The organism is Streptomyces sp. NPDC046261, from assembly GCF_040646235.1.
Lineage (GTDB): Bacteria > Actinomycetota > Actinomycetes > Streptomycetales > Streptomycetaceae > Streptomyces.
The window spans coordinates 24,293-46,106 of record NZ_JBEYZU010000015.1; the positions used below are offsets into that span (position 1 = coordinate 24,293).

20 protein-coding genes are annotated in these 21,814 nt (G+C 71.3%); 2 read left to right on the plus strand and 18 right to left on the minus strand.

What is annotated here, in order from left to right; all coding sequences use genetic code 11:
• Positions 1–62: 62 nt before the first annotated feature.
• The 14 genes from ABZ956_RS23235 to pgsA form a co-directional block, all read right to left on the minus strand.
• On the minus strand, positions 63–629 hold the full coding sequence (locus ABZ956_RS23235) for an adenine phosphoribosyltransferase (protein ID WP_361896852.1): 567 nt from the start codon (positions 627–629) through the stop codon (positions 63–65).
• Positions 626–1,735, minus strand: a complete 1,110-nt coding sequence (secF, locus tag ABZ956_RS23240; protein ID WP_361896855.1) for a protein translocase subunit SecF — start codon at positions 1,733–1,735, stop codon at positions 626–628. Before secF ends, ABZ956_RS23235 begins: the two co-directional genes overlap by 4 nt.
• A 1-nt stretch (position 1,736) precedes the next feature.
• Positions 1,737–3,536 (minus strand): protein translocase subunit SecD, encoded by a 1,800-nt coding sequence (gene secD / locus ABZ956_RS23245; protein ID WP_361896858.1) that lies wholly within the window; start codon positions 3,534–3,536, stop codon positions 1,737–1,739.
• A 150-nt stretch (positions 3,537–3,686) separates the two neighbouring features.
• Complete coding sequence (gene yajC, locus ABZ956_RS23250) at positions 3,687–4,175, minus strand: preprotein translocase subunit YajC (RefSeq protein WP_361896861.1); 489 nt, start codon at positions 4,173–4,175, stop codon at positions 3,687–3,689.
• Between the two features lie 164 nt (positions 4,176–4,339).
• A complete protein-coding gene (gene ruvB, locus ABZ956_RS23255; protein WP_361896864.1) occupies positions 4,340–5,455 on the minus strand; it encodes a Holliday junction branch migration DNA helicase RuvB in 1,116 nt (371 codons plus the stop codon).
• 63 nt (positions 5,456–5,518) lie between these two features.
• Complete coding sequence (ruvA, locus tag ABZ956_RS23260) at positions 5,519–6,139, minus strand: Holliday junction branch migration protein RuvA (RefSeq protein WP_361896867.1); 621 nt, start codon at positions 6,137–6,139, stop codon at positions 5,519–5,521.
• Positions 6,136–6,687 (minus strand): crossover junction endodeoxyribonuclease RuvC, encoded by a 552-nt coding sequence (ruvC, locus tag ABZ956_RS23265; RefSeq protein ID WP_361896870.1) that lies wholly within the window; start codon positions 6,685–6,687, stop codon positions 6,136–6,138. The genes ruvA and ruvC overlap by 4 nt, the downstream gene beginning before the upstream one ends.
• A 133-nt stretch (positions 6,688–6,820) precedes the next feature.
• Positions 6,821–7,573, minus strand: coding sequence for a YebC/PmpR family DNA-binding transcriptional regulator (locus ABZ956_RS23270; protein WP_361896873.1), 753 nt, complete (start codon positions 7,571–7,573; stop codon positions 6,821–6,823).
• Positions 7,574–7,637: 64 nt separating this feature from the next.
• Positions 7,638–8,231 (minus strand): pyridoxal 5'-phosphate synthase glutaminase subunit PdxT, encoded by a 594-nt coding sequence (pdxT, locus tag ABZ956_RS23275; RefSeq protein WP_361896876.1) that lies wholly within the window; start codon positions 8,229–8,231, stop codon positions 7,638–7,640.
• Between the two features lie 82 nt (positions 8,232–8,313).
• A complete protein-coding gene (gene pdxS, locus ABZ956_RS23280) occupies positions 8,314–9,222 on the minus strand; it encodes a pyridoxal 5'-phosphate synthase lyase subunit PdxS (protein WP_361897145.1) in 909 nt (302 codons plus the stop codon).
• A gap of 137 nt (positions 9,223–9,359) precedes the next feature.
• A complete protein-coding gene (locus tag ABZ956_RS23285) occupies positions 9,360–9,902 on the minus strand; it encodes a hypothetical protein (RefSeq protein WP_361896879.1) in 543 nt (180 codons plus the stop codon).
• Between the two features lie 98 nt (positions 9,903–10,000).
• Entirely contained in the window at positions 10,001–11,161 is a 1,161-nt protein-coding gene (locus ABZ956_RS23290; protein ID WP_361896882.1) for a glycosyltransferase family 4 protein, read from the minus strand.
• Positions 11,158–12,087, minus strand: a complete 930-nt coding sequence (locus ABZ956_RS23295; protein WP_361896885.1) for a phosphatidylinositol mannoside acyltransferase — start codon at positions 12,085–12,087, stop codon at positions 11,158–11,160. The genes ABZ956_RS23290 and ABZ956_RS23295 overlap by 4 nt, the downstream gene beginning before the upstream one ends.
• Positions 12,084–12,746: a phosphatidylinositol phosphate synthase gene (pgsA, locus tag ABZ956_RS23300; RefSeq protein ID WP_361896888.1), complete on the minus strand. Its 663-nt coding sequence runs from the start codon at positions 12,744–12,746 to the stop codon at positions 12,084–12,086. The genes ABZ956_RS23295 and pgsA overlap by 4 nt, the downstream gene beginning before the upstream one ends.
• A 255-nt stretch (positions 12,747–13,001) precedes the next feature.
• Between pgsA and ABZ956_RS23305 the strand changes: the two genes are divergently transcribed.
• Both ABZ956_RS23305 and ABZ956_RS23310 read left to right on the plus strand, forming a co-directional pair.
• Positions 13,002–15,209, plus strand: coding sequence for an elongation factor G-like protein EF-G2 (locus ABZ956_RS23305; protein WP_361896891.1), 2,208 nt, complete (start codon positions 13,002–13,004; stop codon positions 15,207–15,209).
• Positions 15,210–15,374: 165 nt separating this feature from the next.
• Positions 15,375–17,033 (plus strand): hypothetical protein, encoded by a 1,659-nt coding sequence (locus ABZ956_RS23310; RefSeq protein ID WP_361896893.1) that lies wholly within the window; start codon positions 15,375–15,377, stop codon positions 17,031–17,033.
• 21 nt (positions 17,034–17,054) lie between these two features.
• On the opposite strand, the gene ABZ956_RS23315 is transcribed toward ABZ956_RS23310, so the two are convergent.
• From ABZ956_RS23315 to thrS, 4 genes are all read right to left on the minus strand, one after another.
• Positions 17,055–18,275: a beta-propeller fold lactonase family protein gene (locus ABZ956_RS23315; protein WP_361896896.1), complete on the minus strand. Its 1,221-nt coding sequence runs from the start codon at positions 18,273–18,275 to the stop codon at positions 17,055–17,057.
• Positions 18,272–19,090 (minus strand): polysaccharide deacetylase family protein, encoded by an 819-nt coding sequence (locus ABZ956_RS23320; RefSeq protein ID WP_361896899.1) that lies wholly within the window; start codon positions 19,088–19,090, stop codon positions 18,272–18,274. The genes ABZ956_RS23315 and ABZ956_RS23320 overlap by 4 nt, the downstream gene beginning before the upstream one ends.
• 110 nt (positions 19,091–19,200) lie before the next feature.
• Positions 19,201–19,761, minus strand: coding sequence for an HIT domain-containing protein (locus tag ABZ956_RS23325; RefSeq protein WP_361896902.1), 561 nt, complete (start codon positions 19,759–19,761; stop codon positions 19,201–19,203).
• Between the two features lie 74 nt (positions 19,762–19,835).
• Positions 19,836–21,812 carry a threonine--tRNA ligase gene (gene thrS, locus ABZ956_RS23330; RefSeq protein WP_361896905.1) on the minus strand — a complete coding sequence of 659 codons (1,977 nt, stop codon included), beginning with the start codon at positions 21,810–21,812 and terminating at the stop codon, positions 19,836–19,838.
• Between the last annotated feature and the right edge of the window lie 2 nt (positions 21,813–21,814).

Here is a 21,814-nt window from a genome sequence, read left to right on the forward strand (position 1 = left end):
CCCACAACGCCTGACGGGCACCGGGAGCTTCCCCGGTGCCCGTCATGTGGTCGCGTCGTGCCTCAGACCGTGATCAGCGCCTCCAGAGGCGCGCCGTCCAGGGCGCCCTCCAGCCGCTCGCGGCCGGGCAGGAAGCCCAGCTCCATCAGGACGGCGACGCCTGCCACCTCGGCGCCTGCGCGCCGGATGAGCTGCAGCGACGCCTCGGCGGTGCCTCCGGTGGCCAGCACGTCGTCGATGACGAGCACCCGGTCGCCGCTGTCCAGGGCGTCGGCGTGCATCTCGATCGCGGCGGTCCCGTACTCGAGCTCGTAGGACTGCGCCAGGGTGGCGCCGGGGAGCTTGCCGGCCTTGCGTACGGGCACGAAGCCGAGCCCGGCGCGGACGGCGACCGGGGCGGCCAGGATGAAGCCCCGCGCCTCCAGGCCGACGACCTTGGTGGCGCCGTAGCGCTCGCACAGGCCCGCGAGGGCGTCGGTGAGCGCGCGGAATGCCTCGGCGTCGGCGAGCAGGGGGGTGATGTCCTTGAACATCACGCCCGGCTTCGGGTAGTCCGGCACGTCGTGGATGCGGCTGAGCAGCAGCTCCCGCAGCTTCGGGTCGGCGCTCTGGGCGCGTGCGGCGGTCATCGGCGCTTGCCCGAGGGCCGGCCGCGGCCACCGCGGTTGCCGCTGGCGTCCTCGCCGCGCTGGCCGACCACGCCCGCGGCGTCCTGCACGTCGTCCTCGGCCGCGGAGTCCTGGGCCCCGGTGGCCTCGCCCTTGGCGGCGTCGGCCGCGCGCCGGGCGCGCACCCGCTTGGCCAGGGCCTTCATCTGCGGGTCGCGCTCCTTGAGGTCGGCGACCAGCGGGGTGGCGATGAAGATCGAGGAGTAGGCGCCGGCCGCGAGACCGACGAAGAGGGCGAGGGAGATGTCGTTGAGCATGCCCGCGCCGAGGAAGCCACCGCCGATGAACAGCAGGCCGGCGACCGGCAGCAGCGCGACGACCGTGGTGTTGATCGAGCGCACCAGGGTGCTGTTGAGGCTGCGGTTGGCGATCTCGCTGTAGGTGAAGCGGGTCTGCTTGGTGATGTCCTTCGCGCCCTCCTTCAGACCGTCGAAGACGACGACGGTGTCGTAGAGGGAGTAACCGAGGATGGTCAGCAGACCGATCACCGTGCCCGGCGTGACCTCGAAGCCGACCAGCGCGTACACGCCGACGGTGATGGTGAGGTCGTGGATCAGCGCGATCAGGGCGGCGAGCGCCATGCGCCACTCGAAGGCGATCGCCAGATAGATCACCACGAGGATCATGAAGATCCCCAGACCCGTCCAGGCCTTGTTGGCGATCTGGTCACCCCAGCTGGGGCCGACGATGTCGGTGTTGACCTTGTCCAGGGAGACGTCGAGCTTCTTGGCCAGCGCTTCCTGGGTCTTGCGCGACTGCTCGGGGGTCAGGTCGCTGACCTGGACGCGCAGCGTGCGGTCGCCGAGCTTCTGGACGACGGCGGTGTGGCCGGAGGCCTCCTCCGCCGTCTCCCGGGCCTGGGTGGCGGAGACCGAGGTCTTGGGCGTGGTGAAGACCGCGCCGCCGGAGAACTCGATGCCCATGTTCAGACCACGCACCGCCAGGCCGACGATGGCCGTGATGGTGATCAGGATCGAGATGCCGTACCAGATCTTCCGCTTGCCGACGAAGTCGTAGCCGACCTCACCGCGGTAGAGCCGGGCGCCGAGGGTGCCGAGTCGCGACATCTCACGCCTCCTTCGGGTCGACGGGGGCGGAGGGGCGGCGGCGGGAGGCCCGCAGCGGCGGCTTGACGCCGAGCCGCGTGGGGTCCAGACCGGACCAGGGGTGGCCGTTGGCGAAGAACGGGCGGCGGGCGAGAAGCGTCATGAGCGGCTTGGTGAAGAAGAAGACCACGACGACGTCGAGCAGCGTGGTCAGACCGAGGGTGAAGGCGAAGCCCTGCACCTTGCCGACGGTGACGACGAAGAGCACCGCGGCGGCGAGGAAGGAGACGAAGTCGGAGACGAGGATCGTGCGCCGGGCACGCGGCCAGCCGCGCTCGACCGACGGGCGCAGGCTGCGGCCCTCGCGGATCTCGTCGCGGATGCGCTCGAAGTACACGATGAAGGAGTCGGCGGTGATGCCGATCGCCACGATGGCACCGCAGACGGCCGGCAGGTTCAGCGCGAAGCCGATGGCCGGGCCGAGCAGGACCATGATCGTGTAGGTGAGGACCGCGGAGACCGCGAGGCTGGCGAGGGCGACGAGCGCGAGGCCGCGGTAGTACGCCACCAGGTAGACGATGACGAGGGCGAGGCCGATGGCACCGGCGATCAGGCCGGCCCGCAGCTGCTCACCGCCGAGCGCGGCGGTCACGGTGGTCTCGGTGACCACGTCGAAGGAGAGCGGCAGGGCACCGTAGGACAGCACGTTGGCCAGGTCCGTGGCGCTCTGCTGGGTGAAGCCGCCGGAGATCTCCGCCTGGCCGCCGCCGATCGAGGTGGAGACGGAGGGGTCGGAGACGACCTCGCCGTCGAGGACGATCGCGAACTGGTTCTGCGGGGCGGGCTTGGTGGCCAGCTGGCCGGTGACGTCGGCGAACTTCTTCGCGCCGGACGAGTTGAACTTCAGCTGGACGATCCAGCCCTTGCCGCCCTGGGTGTCGAAGACGGCATCGGCGTCGGTGACGCCGGTGCCCTCCACGGCCACCGGGCCGAGGATCTCCTTGACCTGGCCGTCCTTGCGGCACGCGACGACGGGGTCGCTCGGCTTGGCGGCGGCAGCGGCCTCGTTGGCGTTGGCACGGCTCTCCTTGGTGGAGCAGTCCAGCGCGTCGAGCTTCTTCTGCAGGGCCGCCATGTCCCCGGCCGGGGCCGGCGTGGGCGTGGGCGCCTTCTTGCCGTCCTGCTTCGTGTCCTTGTCGGACGAGGCGGCGGCGCTGGGCGTCGCGTCGGCCTTGTCGGCCTTCAGGGCGTCGGTCACGGGCCGGCCCTGGGTGCTGGCACTGGCCGACGGCGAGGGCGAGCCGGACGCCTTGTTCTTGTCGTCCTGCTTGCTCTTGTCGTCCTGCTTGCCCTTGTCGGCCTTGTCGGCCTTGTCACCGGAGGCGCTGGGCGCGGGCTCCGGGGTCTTCACACCGGGGGCCCCCGTCAGGACGGGCCGGAAGGCGAGCTGGGCGGTGGTACCGACCTGCTGGCGGGCCTGCTTCGCGTTCGTCCCCTTGGGGATGTTCACGATGATGTGCTTGTCGCCCTGCGTCTGCACCTCGGCCTCGGTCACACCGAGACCGTTGACACGACGGTCGATGATGCCGACCGCCGTGTTCATGTTGGTGGGGTTGATCGCATTGGGCCTGCCGGGCTGGTTCTTGGCCTCCAGCGTGAAGCTGGTGCCACCCGCCAGGTCGATGCCCAGCCTGGGCGTGGTGTGCCCGGAGGCGAACATCCCCCCGGTGAGCGCCGCCATGGCGATCAGGATCAGGGCCAGGACTCGGCCCGGCCTGCCCTGGCCGCCCGGGGACCTGCGGCCCTTCTTCGGTGCTGCCACCTTGTCGTTTCTCCCTGTCCAACCATCCGGCGTCGGGTGTTCGCCGGACGGCCACGAAGTGTTGTGGGGACCTGCCCCCCCGCCGGAGCCTAGACCGTAACGGAACCGCGGCTCACCGCTCGGTGGGTGCTCCGCGGTTCCGGAAAGGGGCTACTTCGCGTCGGTGTCGCCGTCCCGCTTGGCGTCCTTCTTCTCCGCGTCGGTCACATCGCCGGACGTGTCGGACGTGGCGTCCTTGTCTTCGGCGGCCGCGGCGGTGTCCTTGCCGAGGTCGATCTTCTTCTCGGCCGGAGCGTCGGCGTCGGTTCCGGTCAGCGACGAGGCGTCGTCGGGCACGACCGGCGTCTCCTCCGGCTCCAGGCCGTGGACGATGCGGTTGTACTCGGCGTCCTCCAGGACGGCACCGATGGCGTTCTTCGCGTAGATCGCGTGCACGCCCGGGGCGACCTCCAGGAGGACCGTGTCCTCGTTGATCTCCTTGACGGTGGCGTACATGCCGCCGATCGTCCGGACACCGGTACCCGGCTGCATCTGGTCGCGCATCTGCATGGCCTGGCGCTGCTTGTTCTTGGCCGACCGGGTCATCAGGAACATGGCCCCGATAAGCACGATGAACGGCAGGAGAGTCACGATATTCACGGGACGGGGTTTCCTTCACACGACCGCTGGGGCGCGGCCTGGTCTACGGGGGTGGTATGCCGCACAAATACGGACGGCATCGGCGGAGTCTAAGCGAGTCCGCACCTATGGAACAACGCCCAGCATGGCACCGTGGTTCCTGAGCCGACCAGCCCACGCGCCGGTCACTGCCCGAAGAGGCCCTGCTGCGCCTTGCCGCCCGCCTGGTGCTGGGGCGGGGTGAGCCCGAGGTGGGCCCACGCCGCCGGGGTGGCGATCCGGCCCCTGGGCGTACGGGCCAGCAGCCCCTCCCGCACCAGGAACGGCTCGGCGACCTCCTCGACCGTCTCGCGCTCCTCGCCCACGGCGACGGCGAGCGTGGACAGCCCGACGGGGCCGCCGCCGAACAGCGTGAGCAGCGCCGTCAGGACCGCGCGGTCCAGCCGGTCCAGGCCCCGGGCGTCGACCTCGTACACCTCCAGGGCCTGCTCGGCGATCTCCCGGGTGATCACTCCGTCGGCCTTGACCTGGGCGTAGTCGCGCACCCGGCGCAGCAGGCGGTTGGCGATGCGGGGGGTGCCGCGGGAGCGGCCGGCGATCTCGCCCGCGCCTTCCTCCTCTATCTCCACGTCCAGCAGCCGGGCCGAGCGGTGGACGACGCGCTGGAGCTCGGCGGGGGCGTAGAACTCCATGTGCCCGGTGAAGCCGAAGCGGTCGCGCAGCGGGGGCGGCAGCAGGCCGGCCCGGGTGGTGGCGCCGACCAGGGTGAAGGGCGGCAGCTCCAGGGGGATGGCGGTGGCGCCGGGGCCCTTGCCGACGATGACGTCGACGCGGAAGTCCTCCATGGCCATGTAGAGCATCTCCTCGGCGGGCCGGGACATGCGGTGGATCTCGTCGAGGAAGAGCACCTCGCCCTCGGTGAGCGAGGAGAGGATGGCGGCGAGGTCGCCGGCGTGCTGGATGGCGGGGCCGGAGGTGATGCGGATCGGGGCGCCCATCTCGGCCGCGATGATCATCGAGAGGGTGGTCTTGCCGAGGCCGGGGGCGCCGGAGAGCAGGACGTGGTCGGCGGTGGCGCCGCGGGCGCGGGCGGCCTTCAGGACGAGGTCGAGCTGCTGGCGCACGCGCTCCTGGCCGACGAACTCGCCGAGGTCCTTGGGGCGCAGCGCGGCCTCGACGGCCCTGTCCTCGCCGTCGGCGTCGGTGGCGACGAGGCGGTCGCCTGCCGAGGATGCTGCGGATGCTGCGGATGCGGCGGGTGCGGAGGGTGCGGGGTAAGCGGACTCGTCGTCCCAGTTCACGAGTGCCTCACGAATTCGTTGGCGGGGTGGTGGTGGCCGTTGGCGGTGGGTCTTCCCCCACCCTCACCGCGCCCGGTTCAGGCTCTGCAGGGCCGCTCGCAGCAACTGCCCCACCTGCGGGGTGCCGCCCTCGGCGGCGACGGCCTCGGCCTGGGGCGTCACCGCCGCCACCGCCTCGTCCGCGTCGCGGCCCGCGTAGCCAAGACCCACGAGCGCGGCGTGCAGTTGGTCGCGCCAGCCGGCGGCGGCCGACGTCGCCGCGGCCGCGGCGGCCGGACCGACCGGCTCGCCGAGCCGGTCCCTGAGCTCCAACAGCAGCTTCTGGGCGCCCTTCTTGCCGATGCCGGGCACGGCGGTGAGGGCCTTTTCGTCGCCGGAGGCGAAGGCGCGGCGCAGGGCGTCGGGCGTGTGGACGGCGAGCATGGCCTGGGCGAGGCGGGGGCCGACGCCGCTGGCTGTCTGCAGCAGCTCGAAGGTCTGGCGCTCGTCGTCGTCGGCGAAACCGTAGAGGGTCAGGGAGTCCTCACGGACCACCAGGGACGTGGCGAGCCTGGCCTGTTGGCCGACGCGGAGCCCGGAGAGGGTGCCCGGCGTGCACTGCACGGCCATGCCGATGCCACCGACCTCGACGACGGCGGTGTCCGGGGCGAGGGCGGCGACCGGGCCGGAGACGAAGGCGATCATCGGGTGCCCTTCGGGAGTCGTACGGAAGCGGGGGAACGGCGCTGGGCCTCGGCGAGCCGCTGCAGGCGGCCGGCCGCGGGGGCCCGCCAGATGTGGCAGATGGCCAGGGCGAGGGCGTCGGCGGCGTCGGCGGGCTTCGGCGGGGCGTCGAGCCGCAGCAGCCGGGTGACCATCGATCCGACCTGGGCCTTGTCGGCCCGGCCGGAGCCGGTGACGGCGGCCTTGACCTCGCTGGGGGTGTGCAGGGCGACCGGCAGCCCGCGGCGGGCGGCGCAGAGCATCGCGACGGCGCTGGCCTGGGCGGTGCCCATGACCGTGCTGACGTTGTGCTGGCTGAACACCCGCTCCACGGCGACGTATTCGGGGCGGTGGGCGTCGAGCCACTCCTCGATGCCGCGCTCTATGAGGACGAGGCGCTCGGCGACCTCCGCCTCCGCCGGGGTGCGGACGACGCCGACGCCGACCATGCGCAGCGGACGGCCCGCGGCGCCTTCCACCACGCCGACGCCGCACCGTGTCAGCCCCGGGTCAACACCCAGCACTCGCATCGCCCCTCCCTTCGATCATCTGCCCGGAAGGCTATCCGCTGCCACTGACAACGGCCGCTCATGCCGACGGGCCGGCGGGGTGTGTTCCCCGCCGGCCCGCCGAGCGACCGCGGCCGACCGCGGTCGACAAGCCTTACGCGTCGACCTTGGCCATGACGTCGTCGGAGACGTCGAAGTTGGCGAAGACGTTCTGCACGTCGTCGCTGTCCTCCAGGGCGTCGATCAGCTTGAAGATCTTGCGCGCGGCCTCCTCGTCGAGCTCCACCTGCATGGTGGGGACGAAGTTGGCCTCGGCCGAGTCGTAGTCGATGCCTTCCTTCTGGAGCGCGGTGCGGACCGCGACCAGGTCGGTGGCCTCGGAGATGACCTCGAAGGACTCGCCGAGGTCGTTGACCTCCTCGGCACCGGCGTCCAGGACCGCGCCGAGCACGTCGTCCTCGGTGAGCTCGCCCTTGGGGACGATGATGACGCCCTTGCGGTTGAACAGGTACGACACCGAACCCGGGTCGGCCATGGAGCCGCCGTTGCGGGTCATGGCGACGCGCACGTCGGAGGCGGCGCGGTTGCGGTTGTCGGTGAGGCACTCGATGAGCACCGCGACACCGTTCGGGCCGTAACCCTCGTACATGATCGTCTCGTAGTCGGCGCCGCCCGCCTCAAGACCGGCGCCGCGCTTGACCGCGGAGTCGATGTTCTTGTTCGGCACCGAGCTCTTCTTCGCCTTCTGGATGGCGTCGTAGAGCGTCGGGTTGCCGTCGATGTCGGCGCCGCCCATGCGGGCCGCGACCTCGATGTTCTTGATCAGCTTCGCGAAGAGCTTGCCGCGCTTGGCGTCGATCACGGCCTTCTTGTGCTTCGTCGTAGCCCATTTAGAGTGGCCGGACATCCGCCTGTCTCCTTCGCGTAACCAAATTCTGAGAACGAACGACTGAGATCCTACCGGGATCCCGCTACCGCGCTGCGCGCACCATCTCCACGAAGAGGGCGTGCACTCGGTGGTCGCCGGTGAGCTCCGGGTGGAAGGACGTGGCCAGTACGTTGCCCTGCCGGACGGCGACCGTGTGGCCGTCGTAGGTGGCGATGACGTCGGCGGCCGCGCCGACGGACTCGACCCAGGGGGCGCGGATGAAGACGCCCTCGACGGGGCCGCCGTCGATGCCGGCCATCTCGACCGCCGCCTCGAAGGACTCGTTCTGCCGGCCGAAGGCGTTGCGCCGCACGATCATGTCGATGCCGCCGAGGGTCTCCTGGTCCTCGCGGCCGTCCAGGAGCTTGTCGGCGAGCATGATCATGCCGGCGCAGGTGCCGTAGACGGGCATGCCGGCGCGGACGCGCTCGCGCAGCGGCTCCAGCATCCCGAAGACGACCGCGAGCTTGGACATGGTGGTCGACTCGCCACCGGGTATGACCAGGCCGTCGACCTCGGCGAGCTCCTCGGGGCGGCGCACCGGGCGGGCGAGGGCGTCGGCCGCGGCGAGGGCCACGAGGTGCTCGCGGACGTCGCCCTGGAGGGCGAGGACGCCGATGGTGGGGGTGGTGGTCACGGGTGCGTACCTCTCAGGGATCTACGACGCCGGTGGGCGGCCCGCGGACTGCTGCGGACCGCCCACCGGGACGAACGTGGTGTTACCAGCCGCGGTTGGCGTAGCGCTCGGCCTCGGGCAGGGTGTCGCAGTTGATGCCGACCATGGCCTCGCCGAGGTTGCGGGAGGCGTCCGCGATGATCTTCGGGTCGTCGTAGAAGGTGGTGGCCTTCACGATGGCGGCGGCGCGCTTGGCCGGGTCGCCGGACTTGAAGATGCCGGAGCCGACGAAGACGCCCTCGGCACCGAGCTGGCGCATCAGCGCGGCGTCCGCGGGGGTGGCGACGCCACCGGCGGAGAAGAGGACGACGGGCAGCTTGCCGAGCTCGGCGACCTCCTTGACCAGCTCGTAGGGGGCGCGCAGCTCCTTGGCAGCGGCGTAGAGCTCGTTGTTGTCGAAGCCGCGCAGCTTGGCGATCTCGTTCTTGATCTGGCGCAGGTGGCGGACGGCCTCGACGACGTTGCCGGTGCCGGCCTCGCCCTTGGAGCGGATCATGGCCGCGCCCTCGGCGATGCGGCGCAGGGCCTCGCCGAGGTTGGTGGCACCGCAGACGAAGGGGGTGGTGAACGCCCACTTGTCGGAGTGGTTGATCTCGTCGGCGGGGGTGAGGACCTCGGACTCGTCGATGTAGTCGACGCCGAGGGACTGCAGGACCTGGGCCTCGACGAAGTGGCCGATGCGGGACTTGGCCATGACCGGGATGGAGACGGCGCCGATGATCTCTTCGATCATGTTCGGGTCGGACATCCGGGCCACGCCGCCGTCCTTGCGGATGTCGGCGGGGACCCGCTCCAGGGCCATGACGGCCACGGCGCCCGCGTCCTCGGCGATCTTCGCCTGCTCGGCGTTGACGACGTCCATGATCACGCCGCCCTTGAGCTGCTCGGCCATGCCGCGCTTGACGCGCGCCGTGCCGGTCTCGGGATTCTGCGTGGTGGGGCTGGACACGATGTGACCTCACTATCAAGGGCGGTGATGCTGCAGCGTCATCAAACCCAGTGCCGGTGGACCCGAAAAAGGGCCAATTCGAGGTGAGTGGCTTGTCGCAGCGCGGCGGGGGCCCTGGCGTCGCCCCCAGGAGGCCGCGGTCAGTGGCCGCTGCGGTCGCCGAGCACCGCCGGAGGCTCGTCGTCCATCTCGAAGGCCATGGGGAACGGGGCATGGCCGGCCAGCCGGAACCAGCGCACCGTGCGGTGGCGGCGCAGCGCCCGGGCCGCCCGGACCGCGTCGTTGTGGAACCGCCGCGCCATCGGCACCCGGCGCACGGCCTGGGCCAGCTCCTCCAGCGACTCCTCGCCGCCGGGCGCCTGCCGTACGGCCTCGACCTGCGGCGCCTCGCCGAAGACCGCCCGCAGGGCCTGGCTCAGCTCGCTCTCGGCGACCTCGCGGTGCTCCTCCTCAGCCTGCCGGGCGGCGTGCGCCGCCTGATAGAGCACGATCGAGGCGGCCGGATCGAGGATCCCGGCGGTGGCGAGCTCCTGGGCCACCGAGGCCCGCCGCAGCAGCTGGGCGTCCAGGGCGGCGCGGGCGGCGTCGATGCGGCTGTGCAGCCGGTCCAGCCGGCCCGCGGTCCAGCTCAGGTAGACGCCGATGACGACCAGGGCGGCCGCGATCCAGATCAAAGTGGTCACGCCGGGTCACGTTACCGCTCGCCGCCCGGGCAGCCGGACGTCCCCGGCCACGGCGGCTGAGCTCTTCGACTGCGGCCGGGGACGACGGGTTGGCGCCGCTAGTCGCGGGCGAGGCCGAAGCGGGCGCGCAGGCTGGTGCGCTCGTCGGCGGCGACCGAGGCCGCGCCGGCCGTGACCGTCTCGTAGACGGCCAGGATGTCGGCGCCGACCACGGACCAGTCGAAGCGGCGTACGTGCCTGCTGCCGCGCTCGCTCAGCTCCGCGCGGCGCCCTGGGTCGCCCAGCAGCCGCAGGGCCGCGGCGGCGAGGGCGTCGGCGTCCTCGTTGGCGAACAGCTCGCCGGCCGCGCCCCGGTCGAGGACCTGCGCGAAGGCGTCCAGGTCGCTGGCGAGGACGGGGGCGCCCGCCGACAGGGCCTCGACGAGGATGATGCCGAAGGACTCGCCACCGGTGTTGGGCGCCACGTAGACGTCGACGCTGCGCAGCAGGCGGGCCTTGTCCTCGTCGCTGATCATGCCGAGGAACTCGACGTTGGCGCGCATCGCGGGGGGCAGGGCGGCGACGGCCTCCTCCTCGTCGCCCCGGCCGGCGACCAGGAGCCTGGTGTCCGGGCGCTCGGCGAGGATCCTGGGCAGGGCGCGCATGAGGACGGGCAGGCCCTTGCGGGGCTCGTCGATGCGGCCGATGAAGCCGATGGTCCGGCCCTGCCACTCGGGCCGGGGCTCGGCACCGGCGAAGAAGCCGACGTCGACGCCGTTGGGGATGACGACCGCGTCGCCGCCCAGGTGCTCGACCAGCGTGCGGCGGGCGTACTCGCTCACCGCGATGCGGGCGCTGATCTTCTCCAGCGCGGGCTGCAGGATCGGATAGGCCGCGATCATGGCGCGGGAGCGCGGGTTGGAGGTGTGGAAGGTCGCCACGATCGGGCCCTGGGCGGCCCAGCACGACAGCAGGCCCAGCGAGGGGGAGGTGGGCTCGTGGATGTGGATGACGTCGAAGTCGCCCTCGTGCAGCCAGCGGCGTACCCGGGCGGCCGAGAGGAAGCCGAAGTTCAGGCGGGCCACCGAGCCGTTGTAGGGCACGGGGACCGCTCGGCCGGCGGAGACGACGAAGGGCGGCAGCGGCGTCTCGTCGTCGGCCGGCGCCAGCACCGACACCTCGTGGCCCAGCCCGATCAGATGCTCGGCCAGGTCACGGATGTGGAACTGGACGCCTCCGGGGACGTCCCACGCATACGGGCAGACGATCCCGATCCTCAAGGCTTCTCCGTTCCGGAGCTCTCGTCGGGGCGGGGCGGGCGCCGGTCGAGGTCGGCGAGCCACAGCCGCTGCAGCATGTGCCAGTCCTGCGGGTGTTCGGCGATGCCCGAGGCGAAGGCGTCGGCGAGCCGCTGCGTCATCGCCGCGGCCTTCTGCGCCCGGGTCCCGCTCTCCGGCACCTCGATGGGGGCGTGTATGCGCCCGCGCATCACCGGCGACCGGTCGTACCAGAGGGTGACCGGCAGCAGCAGTGCGCCGGTCTGCACGGACAGCATGGCGGGGCCGGCGGGCATCTTGGCGGCCTCGCCGAAGAAGGTGACCTCGACGCCGGAGGAGGACAGGTCGCGGTCGGCCACCAGGCAGACCACGCCGCCGGCGCGCAGCCGCCGGGCGAGGGTGCCGAAGGCGCTGCCCCCGGCGTGCGGCAGGACCTCCATGCCCAGGCCCTCGCGGTAGGCCACGAAGCGGTCGTAGAGCGTCTCGGGCTTGAGCCGCTCGGCGACGGTGGTGAAGGGCGTGCCCAGCTCGGTGGTGAGCCAGGCGCCGGCCAGGTCGTAGTTGCCCATGTGGGGCAGGGCCACGACGACGCCGCGACCGCTCGCCAGCGCCTCCTCCAGGCGGTGCAGTTCCTCGGCCGAGAAGCCGCCGCGGATGCGCTCCTCGCTCCACGTCGGCAGCCGGAAGGACTCCATCCAGTAGCGCATGTAGGAGCGCATGCCCGCCCGGGACAGCTCGGCGAGCCGGGCCGGCCCGGCGTCGGGCACGACCCGGGCGAGGTTGGCCTCCAGACGCAGCACGCCCTGGCCGCGCCGCTTCCAGGCCACGTCGGCGATCCGCCGTCCCAGCCCGGTGGCGACGGGCTCGGGAAGCTTCTTGACGGTGCTCCAGCCCAGCCCGTACAGCGCGTCGGTCAGCCGGTCCTTCACCCGGCCTCGCCCCCGCCGGCCGTCGCGGCGGCGTCCGCCTCGGCGGACTCGCGGCGCACGGTGACCATCCGCTGGATCAGCGTGATCAGGCTGCCCACGGCCACGATCCACAGGGCGATCGGCAGCAGGATCTGGATGTGCGGCACACCGAACGCGTGGAGGCCGGAGAAGCCGCAGGCCACCAGGGAGATCACCAGTCGCTCGGCGCGCTCGACCAGGCCGTTGACGTTGACCGGCAGCCCGATGCTCTCGCCGCGCGCCTTGGTGTACGACACGACCTGGCCACTGGCGAGGCAGAAGATCGCCACCGCGCACAGCGGGAGACTGTCGCCGCCCCCGGCATACCACAGGGCGAGACCGCCGAAGATCGCCGAGTCGGCGACCCGGTCCAGCGTCGAGTCGAGGAAGGCCCCCCAGCGGCTCGAGCGGCCGAGCTGGCGCGCCATGTTGCCGTCGACCAGGTCGGAGAAGACGAAGAGGGTGATGACGATCGTGCCCCAGAAGAACTCGCCCTGGGGGTAGAAGACCAGCGCACCCGCCACCACGCCACCGGTACCGATGAGAGTCACCGCGTCGGGGCTGACGCCCAGGCGAATGAGCAGAGCGGCGAACGGCGTGAGAACACGCGTGAAGAAAGCACGCGCGTACTTGTTCAGCATGGCCTTCCCGGAGGGTCGTATCGGGCCGGGTGGTCGGAAGGCCACCGGCTGGCCCATCGTAGCCAGGCCACGGGGGCCCACCGCGCAGACGTCGCTCCCCCGGCCCATGGCGCAGGTCACGCCCGTCGCGGCCGTCCGCCCCGGCGGGCTCACTCGGGGGGCGGGCGGTTGCGTGCGCCTGTGCGACGTATGGACGCAGCGTGACCACGGTGGAAAGCTCGAAGGACCGCAGGTGTCGACCGGGAGGCGAGACACATGGGCGAGAAGACGAGTACCCACCCAGGGGCCGCGGGCAGAGCAGTGACGGCCGACCGGCCGGACGCTATCCGCAACGTGGTGCTGGTCGGCCACAGTGGCTCCGGAAAGACGACGCTGGTGGAGGCGCTGGCACTGGCCACCGGCGCGGTCAACCGGGCCGGCCGGGTCGAGGACGGCTCGGCCCTGTCCGACTACGACGAGATCGAACACCGTCAGCAGCGCTCGGTACAGCTGTCCCTCGTGCCCGTCGAATGGGCCGGGATCAAGATCAACCTGCTGGACACACCCGGCTATGCCGACTTCGTCGGCGAGCTGAGGGCCGGTCTGCGCGCCGCGGACGCGGCCCTCTTCGTCGTCTCGGCGGCCGAGGGCGCCGAGGGCATCGCGGGCCCGACCCGCATGGTGTGGGAGGAGTGCGCGGCGGTCGGGATGCCCCGCGCCATCGTGGTGACGCACCTGGAGGCCGCCCGGGCGGACTTCGAGGAGATGACCGCGACGTGCCGCGAGGCGTTCGGCAACGACGACCCCGACAGCGTGCTCCCGCTCTACCTCCCCCTGCACGGGGAGGAGGGCCCCGACGGCCACCGCCCGGTGGCCGGCCTCGTGGGCCTGCTCACCCAGCGCGTGTTCGACTACTCCTCCGGCACCCGGACCGAGGCCGCCCCCGGCCCCGACCAGCTGCCGCTGATCGAGGAGGCCCGCAACCGGCTCATCGAGGGGATCATCGCCGAGAGCGAGGACGAGACCCTCATGGACCGCTACCTCGCCGGCGAGGAGATCGACGTCAAGACCCTGATCGGCGATCTGGAGACCGCGGTCGCCCGCGGCCGCTTCCACCCCGTGCTCGCCGCGGCGCCCGCCACGGACGGCGCCAAACAGGGCCTGGGCACGGTCGAGCTGCTGGAGCTGATCACCGGCGGCTTCCCCACCCCGACCGAGCGCACGGCTCCCGTCGTCACCACGCCCGACGGAGCCCCCCGCCCCGAGCTGGCCTGCGATCCGGCCGGCCCGCTGGCGGCCGAGGTGGTCAAGACCGCCTCGGACCCCTACGTCGGACGCATCTCCCTGGTCCGGGTCTTCTCCGGCACCCTGCGCCCCGACGAGACCGTGCACGTCTCCGGGCACGGCCTGGAGGACCGGGGCCACGAGAGCCACGACGTCGACGAGCGCGTCGGTGCCCTCACCTCGCCCTTCGGCAAGCACCAGCGCCAGCTCAACCAGGCCGTCGCCGGCGACATCGCCTGCGTGGCCAAGCTGGTGCGGGCCGAGACCGGGGACACCCTCTCCTGCCGCACCGACCCGCTGCTGATGGAACCGTGGCTCATGCCCGACCCGCTGCTGCCCGTCGCCATCCAGGCGCACAGCAAGCCGGACGAGGACAAGCTCTCCCAAGGCCTGTCCCGGCTCGTGGCCGAGGACCCCACGATGCGGCTGGAGCACAACCAGCACACCCATCAAGTGGTCCTGTGGTGCCTGGGCGAGGCACACCGCGACGTGGCCCTGGAGCGGCTGCGCACCCGCTACGGCGTCCAGGTCGACGTGGTGCCGCACAAGGTGTCGCTGCGCGAGACCTTCGGCACCCGGGCGGCCGGCCGCGGCCGGCACGTCAAGCAGTCCGGCGGCCACGGCCAGTACGCCATCTGCGAGATCGAGGTGGAGCCGCTGCCCGGCGGCTCCGGCATCGAGTTCGTGGACAAGGTCGTGGGCGGCGCGGTCCCCCGCCAGTTCATCCCCTCGGTGGAGAAGGGCGTACGGGCCCAGGCCGCGCGCGGCGTCGCGGCCGGCTATCCGCTGGTCGACGTGCGGGTGACCCTCCTCGACGGCAAGGCGCACTCGGTGGACTCCTCGGACGCGGCCTTCCAGACCGCCGGCGCCCTCGCCCTGCGCGAGGCCGCCGCCGAGGCCCGCATCCACCTCCTCGAACCGGTCGCCGAGCTCCAGGTGCTGGTCTCCGACGACTACGTCGGTCCGGTCATGAGCGACCTGTCCGGACGACGCGGCCGCGTCGTCGGCACGGAGCAGTCCGGCGCCGGCCGCACCCTCGTACGCGCCGAGGTCCCGGAGATCGAGATCGGCCGCTACGCGGTGGACCTGCGCTCCCTGTCGCACGGCACCGGGCGGTTCAGCCGCTCCTACGCCCGGCACGAGCCGATGCCACCGCAGCTCGCGGACCGCATTCGCGAACAGGCGGAGAACGGCGCATAGTTCACAAGCCGCCCACATCAACTCGCTTGGTGCGGGCGGCTTTCCGATCTCCCACGACAGACGGCCCCGGCCCCATTACGCTGAGCACGCGGCCCATGACGCAGTCCATGGGCGGTAGTCGGGAGCAGGCCGGCGCACCGGACGCGTACGGCATTGGGGGCATCAGTGGCAACAGGCGACGCGTACGACTTCAGCCCGGGTGCGCAGATCCCGGTCGCCGGCGGCGCCGGGCAGACCGCGGCGACCCAGGCGCTGGCCTCGGCGGCCTACCGCGACGGCCCGGTCGAGGAGCTGCTCAAGGCCAACTCCGAATGGGCCAAGTCCGAGGTGAAGAAGCCCCGCATCTCCCTCTTCGAGCCCAACCTCGGCGAGGCCTTCGCCCGCGCCGTGCAGACCCGCATGCTCGGCGGCGGGCGCAAGCCCCTCATCCAGTCCTTCGGCCTCGAGCCCCAGGTCATCGTCGAGCACTGCCTGGCAGCGTCCCGCATCCGCAAGGAGCGCGACACCAGGCTCACCCTGATCATGGCCGTCTTCGGACTGCTCTTCCTGCCCGGCGTCCTGCTGTGGCTCGGCGCCTTCCAGCTGCGCCGCAGCCTGGCCGGCGCCCAGAACAAGCGCGCCGGGGCGCTGGGCACCACCCTGCTCGTGGCCCTCGCCGCCGTCGTCGTGATCTTCATGGTCAAGGCGCCGCTCAACGGCCTCCTGGGCCTCTACCTCCGCGCCATGATCATCGCCCCCCTCGTCGGCGGCTACTGGGCGAAGACCGTCTGCGAGCGCACCGCCAAGGACCTGCGCGAGCGCTGGACCGGCCTGCTCGACGGCGGCGGCGTCGCCGCCAAGATCCCCGAAGCCGTCCCCTCCACCCCCGGCCAGACCGCCGCCGAGCAGCTGCGCCAGAACCTGGCGAAGCTCAGCGCCGAGCAGCAGAGCAACCTCGTCTTCTACGCCGGCCCCAAGGGCATACTCGGCATGGGCACCCGCTGGGGCAGCTGGCAGCTCGCCGAGGACCTCGCCCCCCTCGAGCCCGGCAAGGACATCAACCCCTTCCGCAGCTGGGACATCGCCCGCGCCGTGCACGACCAGCTCAAGCTGCTGGAGCGCACCCCCATCAACACCGGCGGCCTCCCCCAGCCCCACGTCGAGCACTGGGTCGTCTCCCCCATCGGCGAAGGCGCCTCCGCCGTCTCCCGCCCCGGCGGCAGCGACGCGGCCTCGTACCAGATACGGGGCGCCAAGCTCCAGGAGATCTGCGACAAACAGCACTTCGGCAGCGGCGACCGCCATTACCTCGGCGTCCAGTTCGTCCTCTGGGACGGCCAGCTGGTCATCAACCTGCTCATCAACGTCACCGTCCTGCACAAGACCCTGCGCATCGAGGTCACCGGCCACGCCCTCGGCCCCACCCACGCCGTCTTCAACGCCAGGCCCAAGAACCGCACCCGGACCTTCAAGAAGGGCCTGAAGTTCTGGGAGACCTACACCCGCACCCTGCCCGTCGTCGAACCCCGCGAGGTCGTCCGGCTCGCCGCCCGCGCCCCCCTCACCTGGTACCCGCCGCTCCTGGAGTACTGGGGCGGCAAGCTCGTGCTGCCCGAGCCCTTCGGCCTGCGCCACGCCTGGGCCGACAAGCCCTGGCGCCACCGCTTCATGGCCGACGACGCCCTGCGCGCCGCCACCCCCGTGCTCCGCGTCGTCCACGAGGCCACGCTCCGCGTCCTCACCGAGCACGGCGTCGACACCACCCGCTTCGCCAGCCGCGCCGGCAACCTCAGCGGCGCGGTGCAGGACCCCACACCGCGCCAGGCCGACGTCTACAACGCCTGAGGCCCCCCGCTGGGCCACGCCCTACCGGAAGATCCCGGTGTGGCCCAGCGAGTACCGGCCCGGCTGCGGATAGACCGCCAGGCCGTGCGGGCCGTCGCCCACCTTGATCCGGGCGATCTGGTGCCCGTCCTCGGTGTCGATCGCGTAGACCTCGCTGTCATAGCGCCCCGACAGCCACAGCACCTTGCCGTCCGCCGACACCCCGCCCATGTCCGGGCTCCCGCCGTCGGGCAGCTCCCACTTCTTCACCAGCTTGCGGCTGGGCAGGTCCAGCACCGAGATCGAACCCTCGCCCCGGTTGGAGATGTACATCGACTTCGAATCACGGCTCACATACAGCCCGTGCGCGCCCTTGCCCGTGGGCATCAGCCACGGCTCGCCGAACTTGTCGCCGTCCAGCACCCACAACCCGTCGGCCATCATGTCCGCGACGTACCACGTCTTGCCGTCCGAGGCGATCTTCACGTCCTGCGGCATCGCCCCGTCGAACGGCAGCTTCTGCTTGTCGATCACCTTCATCCGGGCCGTGTCGACCTTCAGCAGCTCCCCGGAGAACTCGCACGAGACGATGAAGTAGCGCCCGTCCGGCGAGAAGTCCGCGTGGTTGACCCCCAGGCAGTTCACATGCTCGGTCTTCACCCGCTTCATCGTGTGCGCGTCCCGGAACACCAGCTCCCGGTCCATCGACGCCATCACCACCGCGTACTTGCCGTCGGGAGTGAAGTAGAGGTTGTACGGGTCGTGCACGTCGACCGTCTTACCGGGCTTGCCGGTGGCCGGGTCGATGGGCGTGAGCGTGTGCCCGCGGTCGTTGTTGACCCACAGCGTCTTCATGTCCCAGGAGGGGACGACGTGCTGGGGCTGGTTGCCCACCGGGATGGTCTCGATGACCTTGTACGTCTTGGGGTCGATGACGCTGACCGTGTCCGACTCCGTGTTGGGCACGTACACCCGCGACGGGAAGTCCTTCACCACCGGCGACAGGGCGTTCGGCCGGTCCGCCGCGTACAGGTCGTTCGGATCCAGCAGCGGCGGCATCCCCGGCAGCCCCTGCGGGACCCCGCGGCCCGCGCCCTGACTGTGGGCGCCCTGCTGCGGCTTGCCGGCCCCCCCGTCCCGGCCGCCGCCACAGCCGGACGCCGCCAGCAGGGCACAGGCCGCCGTCAGGAGCGCGGCCGTGCGCACTCCCCGCGTGCGGAAGGGGGTACGGGGACGGGAACGGTGATGCGAGAACTGGATCATCGGGTCAGCAGCTCCGTAGTCGTCACCGCACGCAGACCGCGGCGGTGCAGGCCGTCGAGGATCGCGGGCAGCGCGGCGACCGTGCCGGCATGCCCGAAGTGCAGACTCACGACCGACCCGGGCCGTACCGCGCTCAGCACGGTACGCCGGACCGCCTCGGCACCCGGGTCGGTGTGGTCGAGGGAGTCCACGTCGTACGACAGGATGTGCGGGTACCCCGCCTTGCGTGCCAGCCGCACCACCTCATCGGTGGCCCGCTGCGCACGGGAGGGACGGAACCAGCGGCCGATGCCGCCCGTGAGCCGGCGCAGCCGGTCCGCGCACTCCGTGATCTCGGCGTAGGCGGCCTTGGCCGGCATCGAGCAGATGTTCAGATGCCGCATCGTGTGATTGCCCAGCTCGTGCCCGCCGTCGAGCACCCGCCGCGCGAGCTGGGGCTCGGCGTCGAGCCACTGGCCGACGGCGAGCACGGTGAGCCGGGCCCCGGCCCGCTCGGCCTCCGTCAGCAGCGCGGTGGTGGACTTCCGGTCCCCCTGGCCGTGGAAGGTCAGGGCCACCGCCCGGTTGCCGCGCGGACCGTGTTCGATCTGTGCCGGCAGCCCCGCCGGCAGCCTGGGCAGCAGCAACGGCGGCCCCGGCGGCATCGACGGCCGGGCGGCCGCGGCGGTCCCCGTCCGCGCGGCCGCCGGCGTACGCGCCCGCGAGCCGGTGGCCGTCCGGTCCCCGCCGCACCCCGAGGCGGCAGTCCCGACGGCCCCGGCCAGGGCGCTGCCCGCGGCCGCGCGCAGCACGGTGCGACGGTGAAGGAAGGTCACCGTCCCATTAGAGCTTCTTTAGAAAGAATTGGTGTGATTTGCCCGATTTTGCTCGGGTGTGTCATGTCCGGTCGTCATACGACCACCATTCCGACAACGCCTGGCCGCGGCTAGACGGTCGGCCAGACGTCCGCGAGCATCTTCCGCGTGTCCGCGAGGAGTTGGGGCAGCACCTTGGTGTGGCCGACGACCGGCAGGAAATTGGTGTCCCCGCCCCAGCGAGGCACGATGTGCTGGTGCAGATGGGCGGCGATGCCCGCGCCGGCGGTGGCCCCCTGGTTCATGCCGATATTGAAGCCGTGCGCCCCGGAGGCCGCACGCAGCGCCCGCATCGCACGCTTGGTGAAGTCGGCCAGCTCGACCGTCTCGGCCTCGTCCAGGTCGGTGTAGTCGGCGACGTGCCGGAACGGCACGATCATGCAGTGGCCGCCGTTGTAGGGGTAGAGGTTCAGGACGGCGTAGACGAGCTCGCCCCGGGCGATGATCAACCCGTCCTCGTCGCTCTTGGCCGGGATCGAACAGAACGGGCAGCCGTCGTCGGCCCCGGGGCCGGTGGGCTTGCCCTCGCCCTGGATGTACGCCATCCGGTGGGGCGTCCACAGGCGCTGGAAGGCGTCCGGCGCCCCCACTCCGAACTGCTGCTCCGGCTCACTCGTCATGCAGGCAAGCATATTCCCCGGGGCGGACGCGAGGAGGGGCGGCCCTGGTGGGCCGCCCCTCCGACCCCGCATGGGCGGGGAACGCGTCACACCTGGACGCGACGCTCCACGACGTCGACGAGCTTCGCCAGCGCCTCCTGGCGCGGAACGCCGTTCTCCTGCGAGCCGTCCCGGTAGCGGAACGAGACCGTGCCCGCGTTCATGTCGTCGTCACCGACGATGATCATGAACGGCACCTTGGACTTCTGCGCGTTCCGGATCTTCTTCTGCATCCGGTCCGAAGAGGAGTCCACCTCGACCCGCAGGCCCTTCTTCTTCGCCTCGGCGGCGAACTCCTGCAGGTACTCGACGTGCGCGTCACCGATCGGGATGCCGACCGCCTGGACCGGAGCCAGCCACGCCGGGAACGCACCCGCGTAGTGCTCCAGCAGGACGGCGAAGAACCTCTCGATGCTGCCGAACAGCGCACGGTGGATCATGACCGGGCGCTGCTTGGTGCCGTCAGCCGCCGTGTACTCCAGGTCGAAGCGCTCCGGCAGGTTGAAGTCCAGCTGGATGGTCGACATCTGCCAGGTCCGGCCGATGGCGTCACGCGCCTGCACCGAGATCTTCGGGCCGTAGAAGGCCGCGCCGCCCGGGTCGGCGACCAGCTCGAGGCCCTGCTTCTCCGCGACCTTGCGCAGCGTCTCGGTGGCCTCTTCCCAGGCTTCATCGGTGCCGACGAACTTCGTCTCGTCCTTGGTGGACAGCTCGAGGTAGAAGTCGTTCAGACCGTAGTCGCGCAGCAGGTCCAGGACGAAGGTGAGGGTGCGGTCGAGCTCCTCGGCCATCTGCTCACGGGTGCAGTAGATGTGCGCGTCGTCCTGGGTGAAGCCGCGGGCACGGGTCAGGCCGTGCACGACGCCCGACTTCTCGTACCGGTACACGGTCCCGAATTCGAACATGCGCAGCGGAAGCTCCCGGTAGGAGCGTCCCCGCGCATCGAAGACGAGGTTGTGCATGGGGCAGTTCATGGGCTTGAGGTAGTAGTCCACGCCCTCGTCGAGCTGCATGGGCGGGTACATGCCGTCGGCGTACCAGTCCAGGTGGCCCGAGGTCTCGAAGAGCTTCCCCTTCGTGGCGTGGGGGGTGTAGATGAACTCGTACCCCTCCTCCTCGTGCCGCTTGCGGGAGTAGTCCTCCATGACCCGGCGGATGATGCCGCCCTTGGGGTGGAAGACCGCCAGGCCCGAGCCGATCTGCTCCGGGATGGAGAACAGGTCCAGCTCGGAGCCGAGCTTGCGGTGGTCGCGCTTCTCGGCCTCGGCCAGGAACTCCAGGTGCGCCTTCAGCTCGTCCTTGGTCGGCCACGCGGTGCCGTAGATGCGCTGGAGCATGGGGTTTTTCTCGCTGCCGCGCCAGTACGCGGCGGCGTTGCGCATCAGCTTGAACGCCGGGATCATCCGGGTCGTCGGCAGGTGCGGGCCCCGGCACAGATCGCGCCAGCACAGCTCGCCGGTCTTCGGGTCGAGGTTGTCGTAGATGGTGAGCTCGCCCGCTCCCACCTCGACGTCCGCGCCGTCGTCGTGCGAGGCCGAGCCCTTGAGGCCGATCAGCTCGAGCTTGTACGGCTCGTCGGCCAGCTCCTCGCGGGCGGCGTCGTCGGTGACCACGCGGCGTGAGAAGCGCTGACCGCGCTTCTGGATCTCCTGCATGCGCTTCTCGATGAGCTTGAGGTCATCGGGAGTGAACGGCTTCTCGACGTCGAAGTCGTAGTAGAAGCCGTCCTTGACCGGCGGGCCGATGCCCAGCTTGGCCTCGGGGAAGAGCTCCTGCACGGCCTGGGCCATGACGTGGGCGGTCGAGTGGCGCAGGATGTTGAGGCCGTCCTCGGAGGAGATCTCGACGGGCTCGATCTCCTCGCCGTCGGCGACGACGTACGCGAGGTCCTTCAGCTCGCCCGCGACGCGCGCGGCGACGATGGTGCGCTCACCGGCGAAGAGGTCGGCCGCCGTAGTGCCCGTCGTCACCACGCGCTCTTCCCGCTCGGAATCGCGTTGGATGATCACACGGACGTCTGACACCG

Excerpts from the sequence above, each read along its gene's own strand:
- ABZ956_RS23235 (WP_361896852.1), bottom strand. The coding sequence starts at position 629 with ATGACCGCCGCACGCGCCCAGAGCGCCGACCCGAAGCTGCGGGAGCTG.
- ABZ956_RS23325 (WP_361896902.1), bottom strand. The coding sequence starts at position 19,761 with ATGCTTGCCTGCATGACGAGTGAGCCGGAGCAGCAGTTCGGAGTGGGG.
- pgsA (WP_361896888.1), bottom strand. The coding sequence starts at position 12,746 with ATGCTGAACAAGTACGCGCGTGCTTTCTTCACGCGTGTTCTCACGCCG.
- ruvA (WP_361896867.1), bottom strand. The coding sequence starts at position 6,139 with ATGATCGCCTTCGTCTCCGGCCCGGTCGCCGCCCTCGCCCCGGACACC.
- ABZ956_RS23315 (WP_361896896.1), bottom strand. The coding sequence starts at position 18,275 with ATGATCCAGTTCTCGCATCACCGTTCCCGTCCCCGTACCCCCTTCCGC.
- ABZ956_RS23305 (WP_361896891.1), top strand. The coding sequence starts at position 13,002 with ATGGGCGAGAAGACGAGTACCCACCCAGGGGCCGCGGGCAGAGCAGTG.
- secF (WP_361896855.1), bottom strand. The coding sequence starts at position 1,735 with ATGTCGCGACTCGGCACCCTCGGCGCCCGGCTCTACCGCGGTGAGGTC.
- ABZ956_RS23270 (WP_361896873.1), bottom strand. The coding sequence starts at position 7,573 with ATGTCCGGCCACTCTAAATGGGCTACGACGAAGCACAAGAAGGCCGTG.
- ruvC (WP_361896870.1), bottom strand. The coding sequence starts at position 6,687 with ATGCGAGTGCTGGGTGTTGACCCGGGGCTGACACGGTGCGGCGTCGGC.